17 protein-coding genes and 1 pseudogene are annotated in these 16483 nt (G+C 69.6%); 7 read left to right on the top strand and 11 right to left on the bottom strand.

The window, feature by feature from the left end; genetic code table 11:
- Positions 1 to 408 (top strand): LytR C-terminal domain-containing protein (locus HY68_RS45140; RefSeq protein ID WP_041989022.1); only part of this gene is annotated, 408 nt, incomplete at its 5' end.
- Between the two features lie 9 nt (positions 409 to 417).
- Here HY68_RS45140 and HY68_RS15070 read toward each other — a convergent pair.
- Positions 418 to 984 (bottom strand): acyl-CoA thioesterase, encoded by a 567-nt coding sequence (locus HY68_RS15070; protein WP_041989021.1) that lies wholly within the window; start codon positions 982 to 984, stop codon positions 418 to 420.
- Between the two features lie 118 nt (positions 985 to 1102).
- Here HY68_RS15070 and HY68_RS15065 point away from each other — a divergent pair, with 118 nt between their 5' ends.
- The gene (locus HY68_RS15065; RefSeq protein ID WP_041989020.1) at positions 1103 to 2380 is read left to right on the top strand and encodes an LCP family protein; all 1278 of its coding nucleotides are present in this window, start codon (positions 1103 to 1105) and stop codon (positions 2378 to 2380) included.
- Positions 2381 to 2382: 2 nt separating this feature from the next.
- On the opposite strand, the gene HY68_RS15060 is transcribed toward HY68_RS15065, so the two are convergent.
- Positions 2383 to 3555: an acyl-CoA dehydrogenase gene (locus HY68_RS15060; protein WP_041989019.1), complete on the bottom strand. Its 1173-nt coding sequence runs from the start codon at positions 3553 to 3555 to the stop codon at positions 2383 to 2385.
- 195 nt (positions 3556 to 3750) lie between these two features.
- Between HY68_RS15060 and HY68_RS15055 the strand changes: the two genes are divergently transcribed.
- A complete protein-coding gene (locus tag HY68_RS15055; protein ID WP_041989018.1) occupies positions 3751 to 5097 on the top strand; it encodes a UDP-glucose/GDP-mannose dehydrogenase family protein in 1347 nt (448 codons plus the stop codon).
- A gap of 6 nt (positions 5098 to 5103) precedes the next feature.
- Here HY68_RS15055 and HY68_RS40740 read toward each other — a convergent pair.
- A pseudogene (locus HY68_RS40740) lies at positions 5104 to 5335 on the bottom strand (CGNR zinc finger domain-containing protein); the annotation flags it as partial.
- 61 nt (positions 5336 to 5396) lie between these two features.
- Here HY68_RS40740 and HY68_RS15050 point away from each other — a divergent pair.
- Positions 5397 to 5747, top strand: a complete 351-nt coding sequence (locus HY68_RS15050; protein WP_041989016.1) for a VOC family protein — start codon at positions 5397 to 5399, stop codon at positions 5745 to 5747.
- Between the two features lie 301 nt (positions 5748 to 6048).
- Here the strand turns inward: HY68_RS15050 and HY68_RS15045 are convergent, their stop codons facing one another.
- The 3 genes from HY68_RS15045 to HY68_RS15035 are packed head-to-tail and all read right to left on the bottom strand — an operon-like array spanning position 6049 to position 8932.
- Positions 6049 to 7245 carry a dipeptidase gene (locus HY68_RS15045; protein WP_041996120.1) on the bottom strand — a complete coding sequence of 399 codons (1197 nt, stop codon included), beginning with the start codon at positions 7243 to 7245 and terminating at the stop codon, positions 6049 to 6051.
- A gap of 23 nt (positions 7246 to 7268) precedes the next feature.
- Positions 7269 to 7793 (bottom strand): 5-(carboxyamino)imidazole ribonucleotide mutase, encoded by a 525-nt coding sequence (gene purE / locus HY68_RS15040; RefSeq protein WP_041989014.1) that lies wholly within the window; start codon positions 7791 to 7793, stop codon positions 7269 to 7271.
- A complete protein-coding gene (locus tag HY68_RS15035; RefSeq protein WP_041989012.1) occupies positions 7790 to 8932 on the bottom strand; it encodes a 5-(carboxyamino)imidazole ribonucleotide synthase in 1143 nt (380 codons plus the stop codon). The genes purE and HY68_RS15035 overlap by 4 nt, the downstream gene beginning before the upstream one ends.
- A 92-nt stretch (positions 8933 to 9024) precedes the next feature.
- Here HY68_RS15035 and HY68_RS15030 point away from each other — a divergent pair, with 92 nt between their 5' ends.
- On the top strand, positions 9025 to 9528 hold the full coding sequence (locus HY68_RS15030; protein ID WP_041989010.1) for a GtrA family protein: 504 nt from the start codon (positions 9025 to 9027) through the stop codon (positions 9526 to 9528).
- Here the strand turns inward: HY68_RS15030 and HY68_RS15025 are convergent.
- Complete coding sequence (locus HY68_RS15025; RefSeq protein ID WP_041989008.1) at positions 9473 to 10744, bottom strand: ATP-binding protein; 1272 nt, start codon at positions 10742 to 10744, stop codon at positions 9473 to 9475. The genes HY68_RS15030 and HY68_RS15025 overlap by 56 nt on opposite strands.
- Positions 10745 to 10751: 7 nt before the next feature.
- Positions 10752 to 11429, bottom strand: a complete 678-nt coding sequence (locus HY68_RS15020) for a response regulator transcription factor (RefSeq protein WP_041989006.1) — start codon at positions 11427 to 11429, stop codon at positions 10752 to 10754.
- Positions 11430 to 11704: 275 nt separating this feature from the next.
- On the opposite strand from HY68_RS15020, the gene HY68_RS15015 reads away from it, so the two are divergent.
- Positions 11705 to 13237: an oligopeptide:H+ symporter gene (locus HY68_RS15015; RefSeq protein ID WP_041989004.1), complete on the top strand. Its 1533-nt coding sequence runs from the start codon at positions 11705 to 11707 to the stop codon at positions 13235 to 13237.
- A 75-nt stretch (positions 13238 to 13312) separates the two neighbouring features.
- Here HY68_RS15015 and HY68_RS15010 read toward each other — a convergent pair whose 3' ends face one another.
- Entirely contained in the window at positions 13313 to 13900 is a 588-nt protein-coding gene (locus tag HY68_RS15010) for an ATP-binding protein (protein WP_041989002.1), read from the bottom strand.
- Between the two features lie 179 nt (positions 13901 to 14079).
- On the bottom strand, positions 14080 to 14448 hold the full coding sequence (locus HY68_RS15005; RefSeq protein WP_041989001.1) for an STAS domain-containing protein: 369 nt from the start codon (positions 14446 to 14448) through the stop codon (positions 14080 to 14082).
- Between the two features lie 286 nt (positions 14449 to 14734).
- On the opposite strand from HY68_RS15005, the gene HY68_RS15000 reads away from it, so the two are divergent.
- Positions 14735 to 15673 carry an RNA polymerase sigma factor SigF gene (locus HY68_RS15000; RefSeq protein WP_041989000.1) on the top strand — a complete coding sequence of 313 codons (939 nt, stop codon included), beginning with the start codon at positions 14735 to 14737 and terminating at the stop codon, positions 15671 to 15673.
- Positions 15674 to 15715: 42 nt separating this feature from the next.
- Here HY68_RS15000 and HY68_RS14995 read toward each other — a convergent pair whose 3' ends face one another.
- Positions 15716 to 16345, bottom strand: a complete 630-nt coding sequence (locus tag HY68_RS14995) for a TetR/AcrR family transcriptional regulator (protein WP_198533272.1) — start codon at positions 16343 to 16345, stop codon at positions 15716 to 15718.
- Positions 16346 to 16483 lie beyond the last annotated feature (138 nt).

Raw genomic sequence — 16483 nt, 5'->3', positions numbered from 1 at the left:
CCCGCGGCGCCCGCCGCTCCCGCGAAGGCGCCCAAGGGGACGCTGGTCGATGTGAAGCCGCAGCAGATCCGGGTGCAGGTCTACAACGGGACGCCGACCGACGGGCTCGGCAAGCAGGTCGACGACGCGCTGCACGCCACCGGGTTCCGCACCACCCGGGCCCCGCTGACGGCCGCGCAGCTGAAGGTGAAGCGCACGATCGTCATGTACGACCCGCGCTGGGACCGGTCGGCGAGGTCGCTGGCCGCCGCGCTGCCCGGCAGTGTGCTGCGCGCGGTGAAGCGGCAGGGCGCGACGCTCAAGGTGATGGCGGGGAGCGACTTCAAGGCGGTGCGGCCGGTACGGGTGGAGGAGGCCCCCGAGGGCACGTTCGGCACAATGACGGGCGACCAGGTGGTCTGCCCGTAGAACGGTCCGCTACGCGGTGTGCTCCGGGCCGGCCTCGGGCGCGCGGCTCTCCCGCAGCTCCTTGATCGCACGGCGCCGGGCGAGCCGGTGCGTACGCCGGATCTGCGCTTCCTGGTAACGCCGCTTGTCACGTTCGGTCTGCGGCAGCACCGGCGGCACCGGGCGCGGCTTGCCCTCGGCGTCGACGGCGGCGAAGACCAGATACGCGCTGCCGACCTGGGTGGCCGGGGTCGACTCGTTCCAGCGCTCGGCCAGCACCCGTACGCCGACCTCCATCGAGGACCGGCCCGTCCAGTTCACCTGTGCCTTCACATGCACGAGATCGCCGACGCGCACCGGTTCGAGGAAGACCATCTCGTCCATGGACGCCGTCACCGCGGGCCCGCCCGAGTGCCGTCCCGCCACGGCGCCCGCGGCGTCGTCGACCAGCTTCATGATCACGCCGCCGTGCACCGTACCCAGCAGATTGGTGTCGCTGCCCGTCATGATGTGGCTCAGCGTCGTACGGGACGCGGAGGTGGGCTTGCCCGGAATATCGGTCTCCGGGCGGTCCGGGCGGTCGGCCTGATCTGTCATGTGCCCCACCATATGCGGGGGTCACAGGAGCGGCGCATTGCATCAGCTTGGCAACAGCCCCGCCCCTATTTCCTACGCGGCAGTATGGCGCCCCGCCGGGCCCGGCACACTGGAGCACATGAGCGATGGATGGACCGGTGACCGTAACGAGCGCGGCGAGCGCTACGGGCGCGGCAGCGCGGGTTCGCAGCCCGAGGGTGCCCAGGTGATGCCGCACGTGCAGCGGCAGCGGCGCGGTGTCCCCCAGCAGCAGCCGCAGGGGTACGGCGTGCCCCCGCAGTCCCAGGGCTACGACGACTACGGCTCGGGTCCCGGCTACAACAGCGACTACAACACGGGCCAGGTCTACGGCGGCCCTCCCGGCGGCGGCCACGGCGGCCAGCAGCCGCCCGGCGGCGCTCCCGGCCCCCGGCAGGCCCCGAACTGGCGCAAGCGGATCAAGATCGGCGCGCTGGCGCTGGTCGTCGTGGTGCTGGCCGTCTCCATCGGTACGTACTTCTGGGCCGACTCCAAGCTCCGGCGTGAGGTCGACCTCTCGAAGGTCATCGACCGGCCCGACGGCGGCGATGGCACGAACTACCTGATCGTCGGTTCGGACAGCCGTGAGGGCATGTCGGCCGAGGAGAAGAAGCAGCTCCACACCGGCTCCGCCGAGGGCAAGCGCACCGACTCGATGATGATCCTGCACGACGGGTCGAACGGGCCGACGCTGATCTCGCTGCCCCGCGACTCCAACGTGACGGTCCCCTCGTTCCGCGGCTCGGAGTCGGGCAAGCTCTTCCCGAACACCGGCAAGCAGACGAAGCTCAACGCCGCCTACGCGACCGACGGGCCCACGCTGCTCGTCCGTACCGTCGAGGCCAACACCGGCCTGCGGATCGACCACTACGTCGAGATCGGCTTCGCCGGCTTCGCCAATGTCGTGGACGCGATCGGCGGGGTCGAGATGAACCTGCCGAAGGGGTTCAAGGACAAGTACTCCGGCGCCGACTTCAAGGCCGGCAAGCAGACCCTCGACGGCCAGCAGGCCCTGGCCTTCGTCCGCACCAGGCACGCCTTCGCGGCGAGCGACCTGGAGCGCACGAAGAACCAGCAGAAGTTCCTCGCCTCACTGGCCTCGCAGACGGCGACGCCGGGCACGATCCTGAACCCGTTCAAGCTCTACCCGACGATGAGCGCGGGGCTCGACACCGTCATCGTCGACAAGGACATGTCGCTCTGGTCGCTCGGCCAGATGTTCTTCGCGATGAAGGGCGTCACCAGCGGCGACGGCGTCTCGATGAACATGCCGATCTCGGGCAGCACGGGCGGCAACCTGGTCTGGGACAAGGCGAAGGTGACCCAGCTCGTCGACCAGCTCAACAAGGACGAGAAGGTCACCGTCACCGGCAACTAGGGCTACGGCAGGTTCCGCGCCATGACGATGCGCTGGACCTGATTCGTACCTTCGTAGATCTGCGTGATCTTCGCGTCGCGCATCATGCGCTCCACCGGGTAGTCCCGCGTGTAGCCGTAGCCGCCGAGAAGCTGCACCGCGTCCGTCGTGATCTCCATCGCCGCGTCGGACGCGTAGCACTTCGCGGCGGCGCCGAAGAACGTCAGGTCCTCCTTGGCCGAGCCGAGGGAGACGCGCTCCGAGCGGGCCGCCGCCGCGTAGGTGAGCTGGCGCGCGGCCTCCAGCTTCATGGCCATGTCGGCGAGCATGAACTGCACGCCCTGGAAGTCGCCGATCGGCTTGCCGAACTGCTTGCGCTCCTGGACGTAGCCCTTCGCGTAGTCCAGCGCGCCCTGGGCGATCCCGAGGGCCTGGGCGGCGATCGTGATGCGCGTGTGGTCCAGGGTCTTCATCGCCGTGGCGAAGCCGGTGCCCTCGGCGCCGATCAGCCGGGACGCGGGGATGCGGACGTTGTCGAGGTACACCTCGCGGGTCGGGGAGCCCTTGATGCCCAGCTTCCGCTCCGGGGCGCCGAACGAGACGCCCTCGTCGCCCTTCTCGACGACGAACGCCGAGATGCCCTTGGTGCGCTTGTCGGGGTCGGTGACCGCCATGACCGTGTAGTACTCGGACACGCCCGCGTTGGTGATCCAGCGCTTCACGCCGTTGAGTACGTAGTCGTCGCCGTCCCGCACGGCCCTGGTCTTCATGCCGCCCGCGTCGGAGCCCGCGTCCGGCTCGGAGAGGCAGTACGAGAACATCGCGTCGCCCTTGGCGAGCGGGGCCAGGTACTTCGCCTTCAGCTCCTCGCTGCCCGACAGGATCACCGGCAGCGAGCCGAGCTTGTTCACGGCCGGGATCAGGGACGACGAGGCGCAGACCCGGGCGACCTCCTCGATCACGATGACCGTGGCCAGCGCGTCGGCGCCGGTGCCGCCGTACTCCTCGGGGACATGCACGGCGTGCAGCTCGGACGCGACCAGCGCGTCCAGGGCCTCCTGCGGGAAGCGCGCCTCCTCGTCGACCGCTGCGGCGAACGGCGCGATCTTCGCCTCGGCGAGTCCCCGCACGGATTCACGGAGCATCTCGTGCTCCTCGGCGGGGCGGTACAGGTCGAAATCAGCCGGTCCGGCCACGGTCTTTCACTCCCCAAGATGCTAACTACCGTTAAGTAACCCAATTTTAGAGGCCACCGCCGCAGCGGGCATACGTGAGTTTGCCGACAGCTGACACGGAGGCCCACCACGCCCGCCGAAGTGCGCCTGCGAACGCCCGGTGGCCCGCGGCTATGCTCGGGCACCGCACCCCGTCCGCAGCCCCTTGGAGCACCCATGGCCCTCAAGATCACCGTGATCGGCACCGGCTACCTCGGCGCCACGCACGCCGCGGCCATGGCGGAGCTGGGCTTCGACGTGCTCGGGCTCGACGTGGTGCCCGAGAAGATCGACATGCTCTCGGCCGGGCGGGTGCCGATGTACGAGCCGGGTCTTGAGGAGCTGCTGCACAAACACGTCGCCGGCATCGAGGGCTCGTCGGGACGGCTGCGGTTCACGATGGACTGGGCGGAGCTGGCCGAGTTCGGCGATGTGCACTTCATCTGCGTGAACACCCCGCAGAAGCACGGCGAGTACGCGTGCGACATGAGCTACGTCGATTCCGCCGTGGAGAGCCTCGCCAAACACCTGGCCAAGCCCGCGCTGGTCGTCGGCAAGTCGACCGTACCCGTCGGCAGCGCCGAACGGCTGGCCGGGCGCATCGCCGAACTGGCGCCCGCGCGCGACGAGGTGGAGCTGGCCTGGAACCCGGAATTCCTCCGGGAGGGCTTCGCCGTCCAGGACACCCTGCACCCCGACCGGATCGTCATCGGCGTCCACAGCGAGCGCGCCGAGCGCATCCTGCGCGAGGTGTACGCGACCCCCGTCGGCGAGGGCTCGCCCTTCGTCGTCACCGACTTCCCGACCGCCGAGCTGGTCAAGACGGCGGCGAACTCCTTCCTCGCCACGAAGATCTCCTTCATCAACGCGATGGCCGAGGTCTGCGAGGCGGCGGGCGGCGACGTACAGAAGCTCGCCGAGGCGCTGGGCCACGACGAGCGGATCGGCAAGAAGTTCCTGCGCGCCGGGATCGGCTTCGGCGGCGGGTGTCTGCCGAAGGACATCCGCGCGTTCATGGCGCGCGCCGGCGAACTGGGCGCCGACCAGGCCCTGACGTTCCTGCGCGAGGTCGACTCGATCAACATGCGCCGCCGCGGCCACATGGTGGAGCTGGCGCGCGAGGCGGTCGGCGGCGACGGCTCGTTCCTCGGCAAGCGGGTCGCCGTACTCGGCGCGACGTTCAAGCCGGACTCGGACGACGTACGCGACTCCCCCGCGCTCAATGTCGCCGGCCAGATCCATCTCCAGGGCGGCCAGGTCACCGTCTACGACCCGAAGGGCATGGAGAACGCCAAGCGACTCTTCCCGACGCTCGGGTACGCGGAGTCGGCCGTGGACGCGGTACGCGGCGCCGATGTCGTCCTGCACCTCACGGAGTGGCGCGAGTTCCGCGACCTCGACCCGGCGGTGCTGGGCGCTGCCGCGTCCCGCAAGCTGATCCTGGACGGCCGCAACGCCCTCGACCCCCAGCTCTGGCGCACCGCCGGCTGGACATACCGCGCGATGGGCCGGCCCCGCGCCTAGGTCGTGTCCGCGACCCGCCGGGCTGCGGTCGTAATACGCCCACCGGCAGGTCTCGGCCTCGCACGCCTTGAGACGCGACCACGTACCGTCGGCAGCCGCGGTAGCAACGGCCAGCGCGACGCGGGACAGCAGCGCGCAGCGCTTCACGCAGCTCACGAGCGTCGGCGACACCGTCGGGCGCCAGCCCGAACTCGGCCCGGCCCTCGGCCGTGTCCAGCCAGTCGGTGGCACCATGCAGTAACCGTTACCAGTTAAGAAGACCTACCAGTAACGAAGAAGCCGACACGAAGGAGAACCAGATGCCTACCGCCACACTGGGCGCCATCGTCCTGGACTGCCCCGACCCGGTCGCGCTGGCCGGCTTCTACGCCGAACTCCTGGGTGGCGAGATCAAGCAGGAGGACGGCTGGGTCGAACTGGACGGCACCGCACTCGCCTTCCAGGCCGCGCCCGGCTACGTGCCGCCGACGTGGCCCTCGGACGACGGGTCGCAGCAGTTCCATCTCGACCTGGCCGTCGAGGACTTGGACGCGGCCGAGAAGCAGGTCCTGGCGCTGGGCGCGAAGCCGCTGGACACGTCGGACCGCGAGCGCACGTTCAGGGTCTACGGCGACCCGGCGGGCCACCCGTTCTGCCTGTGCGCCTGTTAGTCGCGGGCTGAAGGGGGTCCGTGCAGGGGTGGTGTCCGGAGCGTAGAGCGTGATTTGTGGCGCATCTCGGCGGTGGCTCCGCGTCAGGCGAGTACGCGCCGTAAATCATGCAGCGCAGGACACGACCCCGGAACGGCACCCGGCAACCACCGCAACCACAACCCGCAACCAGAAACCGCGCCGGACGGCGACACCGCGCAGGACGCGACCCCGGAACGGCCCCCGGCAACCACCGCAACCACGACCCCGCACCGACCACCGGCCGAACAGAAACGCCGGACAGAACCCCGAACGAACCGACCTACCCCTCGTCCAGCGCCAGCGTCGCCCGTGACGGCTCCCGCGAGCTCAGCGACGCCGCGACCGACTCGGCCGCCCGCAGTACCCGTACCGCGTTCTGCCAGGTCAGTTTGGAGACGTCCTCCGTCGACCACTTGCGTGACAGCAGCTCGGCGATCAGGTTCGGGTAGTCCGCCACGTCGTGCAGGTCCGTCGGCGTGAACGCCGTCCCGTCGAAGTCGCCGCCGATGCCCACATGGTCGATGCCCGCGACCTCGCGCATGTGGTCGAGGTGGTCGGCGACCGTCGAAGCCGTCGCCGCCGGGCGCGGGTTCGCGGCTTCGAAGGCCTCGTGCAGCTTCATCGCATCGGCCTTGGTGTCCAGGTGGTGGAAGCCGTGCGCGCGCAGGTTCTCGTCCGCCGCCTTCGTCCAGGCCACCGCCTCGGGAAGGATGAACTTCGGTACGAACGTGGCCATCGCGACGCCGCCGTTCGCCGGCAGCGCCGCCAGCACGTCGTCGGGGATGTTGCGCGGGTGGTCGCAGATCGCCCGGGACGACGAGTGCGAGAAGATCACCGGCGCCTCGGTCGCTTCGAGCGCGTCGCGCATGGTCGTCGCCGCGACGTGCGAGAGGTCGACCAGCATGCCGAGCCGGTTCATCTCCCGTACGACCTCTCGGCCGAACGCGGAGAGGCCGCCGACGCCCGGCTCGTCCGTGGCCGAGTCGGCCCACCGCAGGTTGTCGTTGTGGGTGAGCGTCATGTACCGCACGCCCAGCGTGTACAGCGCGCGCAGCGTGGCCATCGAGTTGTTGATCGAGTGGCCACCCTCCGCGCCCATGAGGGACGCGATCCGGCCCTCGCGGCGCGCGGTCTCCATCTCGTCCGCGGTCCGGGCGCGCGCCAGGTCGTGGGGGTAGCGGTCGATGAGCCGGCCGACGACGTCGATCTGTTCCAGCGTCGCGCTGACCGCGTCGTCACCGGCCATGTCGGACTGGACGTACACCGACCAGAACTGGGCCCCGACACCGCCCTTGCGCAGCCGCGCGATGTCGGTGTGCAGCCGGCCGGTCTGGTCGTCGGCGATGTCGAGGCGGTCCAGGTCGTACCAGACGTGTTCGCGCAGCGCCCACGGCAGGTCGTTGTGGCCGTCGACGACCGGGAAGTCGTCGAGGAGGGCGCGGGCCCTGTCGAGATATTCGCCCGCCGTGCTGTCCATGCCGCTCACGGAGTTCACTTCGCTCACTTTCCGAATCCGAAGGAGCCGGGACCCTCGACCTTGGCGCGCAGACGCTTGCCCTTCTGCGTCGCCTGGTCGTTCAGCTCCTGCTGGAACTCGCGCATCCGCGCCTGCAGTTCGGGGTCGTGCGCGGCGAGGATCCGGGCCGCGAGCAGCCCCGCGTTGCGCGCGCCGCCCACCGAGACCGTGGCGACGGGGACACCGGCCGGCATCTGGACGATCGACAGCAGCGAGTCCATGCCGTCGAGGTACTTCAGCGGTACGGGGACGCCGATCACCGGCAGCGGTGTGACGGAGGCCAGCATGCCGGGCAGATGGGCCGCGCCGCCGGCGCCCGCGATGATCGCCTTGAGGCCGCGGCCCGCCGCCTGCTCGCCGTACGCGATCATCTCGCGCGGCATCCGGTGCGCGGAGACCACGTCGACCTCGTACGGGACGGAGAATTCGCCGAGGGCGTCGGCCGCCGCCTCCATGACGGGCCAGTCCGAGTCGGAGCCCATGACGATGCCGATGAGGGGGGAGGTCATTCGGTGATTGTTCCTCTGAGGTAGCCGGCGGCGTGGCGGGCGCGCTCCAGCACGTCGTCCAGGTCGTCGCCGTACGTGTTGACGTGCCCGACCTTACGGCCCGGTTTGACGTCCTTGCCGTACATGTGGATCTTCAGCTGCGGGTCCCGTGCCATGCAGTGCAGATACGCCGCGTACATGTCGGGGTAGTCCCCGCCGAGCACGTTGCACATGACCGTCCACGGTGCGCGGGCGCGCGGGTCGCCGAGCGGCAGGTCGAGCACGGCCCGTACGTGGTTGGCGAACTGCGAGGTGATCGCGCCGTCCTGGGTCCAGTGGCCGGAGTTGTGCGGGCGCATCGCGAGTTCGTTGACGAGGATGCGGCCGTCCCGCGTCTCGAAGAGTTCGACGGCGAGGTGCCCGACGACACCCAGCTCGGCGGCGATCCGCAGGGCGAGCTGCTGGGCCTCCCCCGCCAGCGCGTCGGACAGCCCGGGGGCGGGGGCGATGACCGTGTCGCACACGCCGTCGACCTGCTGCGACTCGACGACGGGGTAGGCGACGGCCTGGCCGTGCGGGGAGCGGACGATGTTCGCCGCGAGTTCCCGTACGAAGTCGACCTTCTCCTCGGCGAGGACGGGCACGCCCGCCTTGAAGGGCTCCTCCGCGTCCTCGGCCGAGCGTACGAACCAGACGCCCTTGCCGTCGTAGCCGCCGCGCACGGTCTTGAGGATGATCGGGAACCCGTCGCCCGCGACGCCGCCACCGACGACGCCCTCCGCCGCGAAGGCCACCGCGTCGGCCGGGTCGGCGACGATGCGGTGGCGTGGGCAGGGCGCGCCCAGCTCGGTGAGCCGGGCGCGCATCACGCCCTTGTCCTGGGCGTGGATCAGCGCGTCGGGGCCCGGCCGTACGGGAATGCCGTCGGCCTCCAGCGCGCGGAGGTGTTCGATCGGCACATGCTCGTGGTCGAACGTGATCACATCGCAACCGCGGGCGAAGTCACGCAGCGTGTCGAGGTCGTGGTAGTCCCCCACGACGACATCGTGCACGACCTGGGCCGCAGAATCCTGCGCCGTGTCGCTGAGCAGCTTGAATCTCAGGCCGAGGGGGATACCCGCCTCGTGGGTCATGCGGGCGAGCTGGCCGCCGCCGACCATGCCGATTACCGGGAACGTCACCCTTCCAGGGTATCCGCCGATGAGGCGGTGGTTAGCATGGTGGGAATTCGACGGACGGGGCTGACGAGCATATGAGCGAACGGAACGCACTCCGCGTGCGGCTGGACCGCCTCGTGCGTGAGGTGGTCAAGTTCGGCGCGGTGGGCGCTGCGGGCCTGCTGGTCAATCTGCTGGCGTTCAACCTCGTCCGGCACACGACCGATCTCCAGGTGGTGCGGGCCAGTGTGGTGGCCACCGTCATCGCCATCGTCTTCAACTACGTCGGCTTCCGGTACTTCACCTACCGGGACCGCGACAAGGGCGGGCGCACGAAGGAGCTGTCGCTGTTCCTGCTCTTCAGCGCGGTGGGGCTGGTCATCGAGAACGGTGTGCTGTTCGTCGCGACGTACGGCTTCGGCTGGGACTCGCCGCTGCAGAGCAATGTGTTCAAGTTCATCGGCATCGGTGTCGCGACGCTCTTCCGCTTCTGGTCGTACCGCTCGTGGGTGTTCCGCGCGGTGCCGGCGGCGGCCGAGGAGATCACCGCACAGGCCGCTCCGGTTCCTTCGGCAGGCCGATCCGGGCCTCGCGGCTGAGGAAGAGCGCGAAGACCGGCGGGTGCTGCTGGAGCAGTTCGAGCCTGCCGCCGTCCGCCTCCGCGAGGTCGCGGGCCACGGCGAGGCCGATCCCGGTGGAGTTGCGGCCGCTGATGGAGCGCTCGAAGATCCGCGCCCCGAGGTCGGGCGGCACGCCGGGCCCTTCGTCGGTCACCTCGATGACGGCCTGGTTCCCGGTGACCCGGGTGCGCAGCGCGACCGTACCGCCGCCGTGCATGAGTGAGTTCTCGATCAGCGCCGCCAGCACCTGTGCGACGGCTCCCGGCGTACCGACGGCCCGCATGCCCTGTCGGCCCGAGCAGACGATGGCGCGGCCCGCGCTGCGGTAGGCGGGGCGCCACTCCTCGATCTGCTGCTTGACGACCTCGTCCAGGTCGAAGGCGACGGCGGAGCCGGTGCGCGGGTCGCGGGCGTTGGTCAGCAGCCGCTCCACGACGTCGGTCAGCCGCTCCACCTGGGTCAGCGCGATCGTCGCCTCTTCCCTGACGGTGGTGAGGTCGTCGGTGACGGTGATCTCCTCCAGCCGCATGGACAGGGCTGTCAGCGGCGTACGGAGCTGGTGGGACGCGTCGGCCGCCAGCCGGCGCTCGGCGGTCAGCATCCGGGCGATGCGCTCGGCGCTGGAGTCGAGCACGTCGGCGACCCGGTCCAGCTCGGGGACGGCGTACCGCTTGTGGCGGGGGCGCGGGTCCCCCGAGCCGAGGCGTTCGGCGGTCTCGGCGAGGTCGGTGAGGGGCGAGGCCAGCTTGTTGGCCTGCCGTACGGCGAGCAGGACGGCGGCGATGACGGCCAGCAGCGCCACGGCGCCGATGATGAGCAGGGTGCGGCCGACCTCACGCGTGACGGAGGAGCGGCGCTCCTCGACGGTGACGGTCTCGCCCTCCTCGCCGCGCGCCGTGCCGCGGATCACACTGCCCGTGGGGTGCTCGCCGATCTCGACGGGCGGCCGTCCTGGCATCTCGATCCGGCCGTAGCGCTCGGCGCCGATCTGCTGGCGCAGCACACCGGCCGTGATGTGTTCGCCGCCGAGCAGCCGGCTGTCGACGATGCTCACCAGCCGCAGCGCCTCGGAGTCCACGCTCTCCTGGGCGCTGCTGCTGATGGTGCGGGTCTCGACGATGACGAGGGATACGCCGAAGACGGCGATGACGACGAGCACCACGGCGAGCGTGGAGCTGATCAGGCGACGTCGCAAGGTGCCGCTAGCTCTTCTCGAAGCGGAAGCCGACGCCCCGGACCGTGGCGATGTAGCGCGGGTTGGCCGCGTCGTCACCGAGCTTCTTGCGCAGCCAGGAGATGTGCATGTCCAGTGTCTTGGTCGAGGACCACCACGTGGTGTCCCAGACCTCGCGCATCAGCTGGTCACGGGTGACGACCCGGCCGGCGTCGCGGACCAGGACCCGCAGCAGGTCGAACTCCTTGGCGGTGAGCTGCAGCTCCTCCTCGCCCATCCAGGCGCGGTGCGACTCGACGTCGATCCGTACGCCGTGGGTGGCGGGCGCCGGCGCGGGCTCGGTGGCGCCGCGCCGCAGCAACGCCCGTACCCGGGCGAGCAGTTCGGCGAGACGGAAGGGCTTGGTCACGTAGTCGTCGGCGCCGGCGTCGAGGCCGACGACGGTGTCCACCTCGTCGGCGCGCGCCGTCAGCACCAGGATCGGCACGGTGTGTCCGTCGGCGCGGAGTCTGCGGGCCACTTCGAGGCCGTCCATGCCGGGCAGCCCCAGGTCGAGTACGACGAGGTCGACACCGCCCTGGAGGCCGGCGTCGAGGGCGGTGGGACCGTCTTCACGGACCTCGACCTCGTACCCCTCCCGCCGCAGGGCGCGAGCCAGCGGCTCCGAGATGGAAGCGTCGTCCTCGGCGAGCAGTACACGGGTCATGGGGTGATGGTAGTCCGCACGGGGCAGGCGTCGGGCAATGATCGTCAATGCCTGCGGGTTCGGGTGCGATCTAATGATCCACCTTTGAATATGAGCAGTAGATCCGATGAGCGCCTGTGTTTCATCTCTCAAGTCCTTCCATATGGCGCTCTGTCGTGTCGTAGGGTGGCAAGCCGTTCGTTGCGCTACTGAGGGACCTTTGGCCCGATACACGCCAAGGGTCCTTTTCATGTGCCACGGCAGCTCCAACCCCCCACGCACGCAAGGATCGATCCATGGCGTCCAGCCTGACGAAGGACTCGCCCCGCACCCCGGGTCCTGAGAAGACCTTCTTCGGCCACCCCCGCGGCCTCGCCACTCTCTTCATGACCGAGATGTGGGAACGCTTCAGCTTCTACGGCATGCGGGCTCTGCTGACGATCTATCTGATCTCCGGCGGTCCCGACGCCACGAAGGGGCTGCAGGGCGGCGGCCTCGGGATGGACCTGGCCACCACGACCGCCATCTACTCGATCTACCTGTCGATGGTCTATCTGCTGGCCATGCCGGGCGGCTGGCTCGCCGACCGGCTGTGGGGTCCGCGCAAGACCGTCGCCATCGGCTCCTGCACCATCATGGTGGGCCACCTCACCCTCGCGGTGCCGGGCCAGGGGACGTTCTTCGGCGGGCTCGTGCTGGTGGCGCTCGGTTCCGGGCTGCTGAAGGCCAACATCTCCACGATGGTCGGCCATCTCTACAAGGGGACCGACGACCCGCGCCGCGACGGCGGGTTCACGATCTTCTACATGGGCATCAACATCGGCGCCTTCTTCGCCCCGCTGATCATCGGCACGGTCGGCGAGACGTACAACTGGCACCTCGGCTTCGCGCTCGCAGCCGTGGGCATGGCGCTCGGCCTGGTCCAGTTCCTGATCGGTACGAAGAGTCTGAGCCCGGAGAGCAGCCGCGTACCGACCCCGCTGTCGGCGGAGGAGCGCGCCTCGTGGCTGCGCAAGGGGCTCGGCTGGCTGCTGGTCGCCGTCCTCGTCTACGGCTTCGTCGGGCTCAGCGGCCACTTCACCCTCAACTGGGCGATGATCCCGCTGACGGTGGCGGGGCTGGTGATTCCGGCCGGCGTGCTGGTACGGATAAAGCGCGACAAGGACCTGTCGCGGGCCGAGCAGACGAAGATGTCCGGCTACATCTGGTTCTTCGTCGCGGCTGCCGTCTTCTGGATGATCTACGACCAGGGCGGCTCGACGGTCCAGGCCTTCGGTACGAACAAGGCGGCGGGCGAGGTGCTGGGGATCGGCTTCCCCTCGTCCTGGTACCAGTCGCTGAACCCGGTGTTCATCATGGCGCTGGCGCCGGTCGCCGCGTGGTTCTGGCTGTGGCTCAACCGCAGGGGCAAGGAGCCGGCGACCGTGGCGAAGTTCGCGGCCGGGCTGTTCCTCGTGGGCGTCTCGTTCTTCTTCTTCCTGATCCCGCTGGCGATGGCGGCCGGCGGGACGGGCGACGGACACCTGGTCAGCCCGATGTGGCTGGTGGGGATCTATCTGATCCAGACCGTCGGGGAGCTGTGCCTCTCGCCGGTCGGCCTGTCGGTGACGACGAAGATGGCGCCGGCGAAGTACGCGAGCCAGATGATGGGCGTGTGGTTCCTGGCGGTCACGGCGGGCGACTCCGTCACCGGGCTGCTGTCGATCGGCGGGGTCGATCTGGGCCGTACGGGAGTGGTGGCCCTGGAGGGGCTGCTGGCGGCGCTGGCCGGGGTGGCGGTGTTCATGTACCGCAGGCGGGTGCGGGAGCTGATGGGCGACATCCACTGAGGTCCACCGCCGCTGAGTCCCGGCGCGGCCGGCGGACGTCGAGCGCGCGGAGGCGCCCGCGTAGCCGTTGTGTTGCTACGCGGGCGCTGCCAGCTCCGCCCACACCGTCTTGCCCGTCGCGCCGGGCGCCCGTACGACGCCCCAGTCGAGGCAGAGCCGCTGCACGATGAACATGCCGTGTCCGCCGGGGCGGCCCGCCCGGTGGGGAGTGCGTGGCGAGGGCTGTCCCGCACCGCGGTCCGTGACTTCGAGCCGCAGGACCTTGGCGTTGTGCGAGACGCGCAGTTCCTCGGGGCCCTCGGCGTGCAGGCACGCGTTGGTGACGAGTTCGGAGACGACCAGCAGGACGTCTTCGGCGGCGGCGCGCCGGTCGGCCGTCGCGGCGGGGAGCCATCCCCAGTCGTACAGCGCCTGCCGGGTGAAGTCACGGGCGAGCGGAACGACGCCGCTGGCGCTGCTCAGCGCGAGCGTGCGGGTCACCCCGTCGGGCACGCCGGACGTACCGGCGGTGCCAGGCGTACCGGCCGCGGCGGGCGCGGCGGCTGTGCTGGACGCCGCGGCCGGGGCGGACGTCGCGGGCGGAGCGGACGTGGCAGCCGAAGGTCCGGCGCCGTCCGGCTCGGGGCCGAGGTCGCCCGGCGGAGGCTGCCGGGTGGTGCTCATCAGCGCTTCACCTCACCGATTCACCAATTGCCAGTGGGTCTTTACAGAGAGTGCAGAGTCCTGTGCGGCCTGCGGGGAGTCTTCTGCCCCTCCGAGTCGTGACAACACCCACTCCGGCGGTGCGGAAGTGTGAGGGGTCAGTGTCCGAGAGGTCGTCGGTCGGAGCTTGCCGCACCTGGTCAGTCCACCAGTGCGTCGTCGAGCGATTCATGGACGGTGAAGACCGCGTCGGCGCCGGTGATCTCGAAGACCCTCGACACCACGGGCAGCATGCCGGCCAGATGGACGGCGCCTCCCGCGGCTTCCGCCTTGAGCCTGGCACCGAGCAGCACGTTGAGTCCGGTCGAGTCGCAGAACTCCAGCTGCGAGCAGTCGATCACCAAGCGTGACCGTCCTTGCTCAAGCGCTTCTTCCAGCGGGGCTCGCAACAATTCGGCCGTGTGGTGATCCAACTCACCGGCCACTGTTACGACCTCACTCCGACCCTCGGTCCGAACCTCGACCCTGAGCCGGCCCCGGTTCGTGCTGCCGACCGTCTGGCGGTCCATGCCCGTCCCTCTTCGCCGTGTTGTATGCCGTCGTCAGATGGTTTCGCCTGCTTGTCGTCATACGTCATTGACGCCGGTCGAACATTACGCCTTTCGAACGCCGGCCGGTAGCCGAACTCTCCAACAATACAGACATACCTCACAATTAACACTTGCAACTGTCCGTGTCTACCGGGTAGGGCTAGTAGGGACACATCCAAGACAGCCGGCTTCGGAGGCGCCCGCACACCGCAGCAACGCGTATTGGCATCGGCAGCCATATGCCGAAAATGATGGAGGAGACCCCATGTCACCCCGGCTCGACGAACCGCGTACCCCGATCGCGACGTCGGCAGCTCCCCCCGTACCGACCATCCCCGCACCGACCGCCGCCGGCCCCACTCCGGCATCCGGCGCGCAGGGCCTGTCCGGCGCCGAGGCGCTGGCGGACCTGCCCGAGATCCCGCCCTACGACGAGGTCGGGGCGCTGGACGCACGGGCGCTGTCGAAGACCTTGTTCGCGCGGCTGGAGTCCGTCGAAGAGGGCACGTACGAGCACGCGTACGTCCGCAACACCCTGGTCGAGCTGAATCTCGCCCTGGTCAAGTTCGCGGCCTCCCGGTTCCGCTCCCGCAGCGAGCCGATGGAGGACATCGTCCAGGTCGGCACGATCGGCCTGATCAAGTCCATCGACCGCTTCGAGCTCAGCCGAGGCGTCGAGTTCCCCACCTTCGCGATGCCAACCATCATCGGCGAGATCAAGCGCTTCTTCCGCGACACGTCGTGGTCGGTGCGCGTGCCGCGCAGGCTCCAGGAACTCCGCCTCGACCTGGCGAAGGCGACGGACGAACTGTCCCAGCGCCTCGACCGCTCCCCCAGCGTCGCCGAACTGGCCGAAGCGCTCGGGATCAGCGGCGAAGAGGTCATCGAGGGCATGGCGGCGAGCAACGCCTACACGGCCAGCTCGCTGGACGCGCAGCCCGAGGAGGACGACACCGAGGGCGCGCTCTCGGACCGGATCGGCTACGAGGACCACAGCCTGGAGGGCATCGAGTACGTCGAGTCCCTCAAGCCCCTGATCGCCGGCCTCCCGTCCCGCGACCGCCAGATCCTCTCGCTGCGCTTCGTCGCGAACATGACGCAGTCGGAGATCGGCGAGGAACTGGGCATCTCGCAGATGCACGTCTCCCGCCTGCTCTCGCGCACGCTGACAAGGCTCAGAAAGGGCCTGACAGTGGAGGAGTGACCACCCCCACCCACGCCCCACCAGCGCCACCGCCCCGCCGGCTCACTCCCCGGCGGGGCTTCTGTCTCCCAGGAGTGTGCGTTCGCACTGGATCAGCAGCCACTTCTCCGCCTGCTGAAGCGGCCAACCGTTGTCCTCGGTGAGCGTGAGATAGCCGGCGTACCCGAAGTAGAACCACAGGACATCGGTCGCGTGCCGGACGTCGACACCGTCGGCGAGACCACCGAGACCGTGCAGGTGCTCGGCGACGGCGGCCAGTGTGCCCCGGTAGCGCTCGGTGGACTCGCGCAGGCCCTCGGCCGCGGTCTCGTCGTGCGGCGCCGTGTGCAGCAGAACCCGCATGACGGCGCCGTGGTCCTCGCGGACCCTTCGGCTCGACGAGGCCACGAGCGCCAGCACCTCCCGGGGATCGCGCAGCCCGCGCATCCGCTCCAGGCTCTCCTTCAGCAGCGGCGCCTGCGCCCACTCGTCGACCATGATCCGCAGCAGCCCCTGTTTGCCGCCGCCGACCGCGTAGACCGTGCCCGGCGCCACATGGGCGAGTTCGGCGATCTCGTCGATCTTGCTGCCGAAGAACCCGCGTTGGACGAAGAGGGTGCGGGCCGCGTCGATGATCGCCTGACGCGTCTGCTCCGCGTAGTCGGCGCGACGGCTGGGGGTACGGGGGGTCACGTTTGGCATCATACAAACTCTATTCGGACGACCTGGCATACGTTCATCTGAGTCCAGCTCAGATAAGATGAGCCCACATATACGAGACGTGCCGCAGACGCTTCCGCGCAGACGCCGGCGCGGAGATGGGTGGACCGA

Origin of the sequence: Streptomyces sp. AcH 505, from assembly GCF_000818175.1 — a bacterium.
Classification (GTDB): domain Bacteria; phylum Actinomycetota; class Actinomycetes; order Streptomycetales; family Streptomycetaceae; genus Streptomyces.
Note: the sequence above shows the minus strand (reverse complement) of the source record. Positions and strands in the feature narration are given on the sequence as shown.

Excerpts from the sequence above, each read along its gene's own strand:
- purE (WP_041989014.1), bottom strand. The coding sequence starts at position 7,793 with ATGACCTCCCCCCTCATCGGCATCGTCATGGGCTCCGACTCGGACTGG.
- HY68_RS15030 (WP_041989010.1), top strand. The coding sequence starts at position 9,025 with ATGAGCGAACGGAACGCACTCCGCGTGCGGCTGGACCGCCTCGTGCGT.
- HY68_RS15000 (WP_041989000.1), top strand. The coding sequence starts at position 14,735 with ATGTCACCCCGGCTCGACGAACCGCGTACCCCGATCGCGACGTCGGCA.
- HY68_RS15015 (WP_041989004.1), top strand. The coding sequence starts at position 11,705 with ATGGCGTCCAGCCTGACGAAGGACTCGCCCCGCACCCCGGGTCCTGAG.
- HY68_RS15020 (WP_041989006.1), bottom strand. The coding sequence starts at position 11,429 with ATGACCCGTGTACTGCTCGCCGAGGACGACGCTTCCATCTCGGAGCCG.
- HY68_RS15050 (WP_041989016.1), top strand. The coding sequence starts at position 5,397 with ATGCCTACCGCCACACTGGGCGCCATCGTCCTGGACTGCCCCGACCCG.
- HY68_RS15035 (WP_041989012.1), bottom strand. The coding sequence starts at position 8,932 with ATGGTCGGCGGCGGCCAGCTCGCCCGCATGACCCACGAGGCGGGTATC.
- HY68_RS15005 (WP_041989001.1), bottom strand. The coding sequence starts at position 14,448 with ATGGACCGCCAGACGGTCGGCAGCACGAACCGGGGCCGGCTCAGGGTC.
- HY68_RS15045 (WP_041996120.1), bottom strand. The coding sequence starts at position 7,245 with ATGGACAGCACGGCGGGCGAATATCTCGACAGGGCCCGCGCCCTCCTC.
- HY68_RS15010 (WP_041989002.1), bottom strand. The coding sequence starts at position 13,900 with ATGAGCACCACCCGGCAGCCTCCGCCGGGCGACCTCGGCCCCGAGCCG.
- HY68_RS15055 (WP_041989018.1), top strand. The coding sequence starts at position 3,751 with ATGGCCCTCAAGATCACCGTGATCGGCACCGGCTACCTCGGCGCCACG.
- HY68_RS15070 (WP_041989021.1), bottom strand. The coding sequence starts at position 984 with ATGACAGATCAGGCCGACCGCCCGGACCGCCCGGAGACCGATATTCCG.
- HY68_RS15065 (WP_041989020.1), top strand. The coding sequence starts at position 1,103 with ATGAGCGATGGATGGACCGGTGACCGTAACGAGCGCGGCGAGCGCTAC.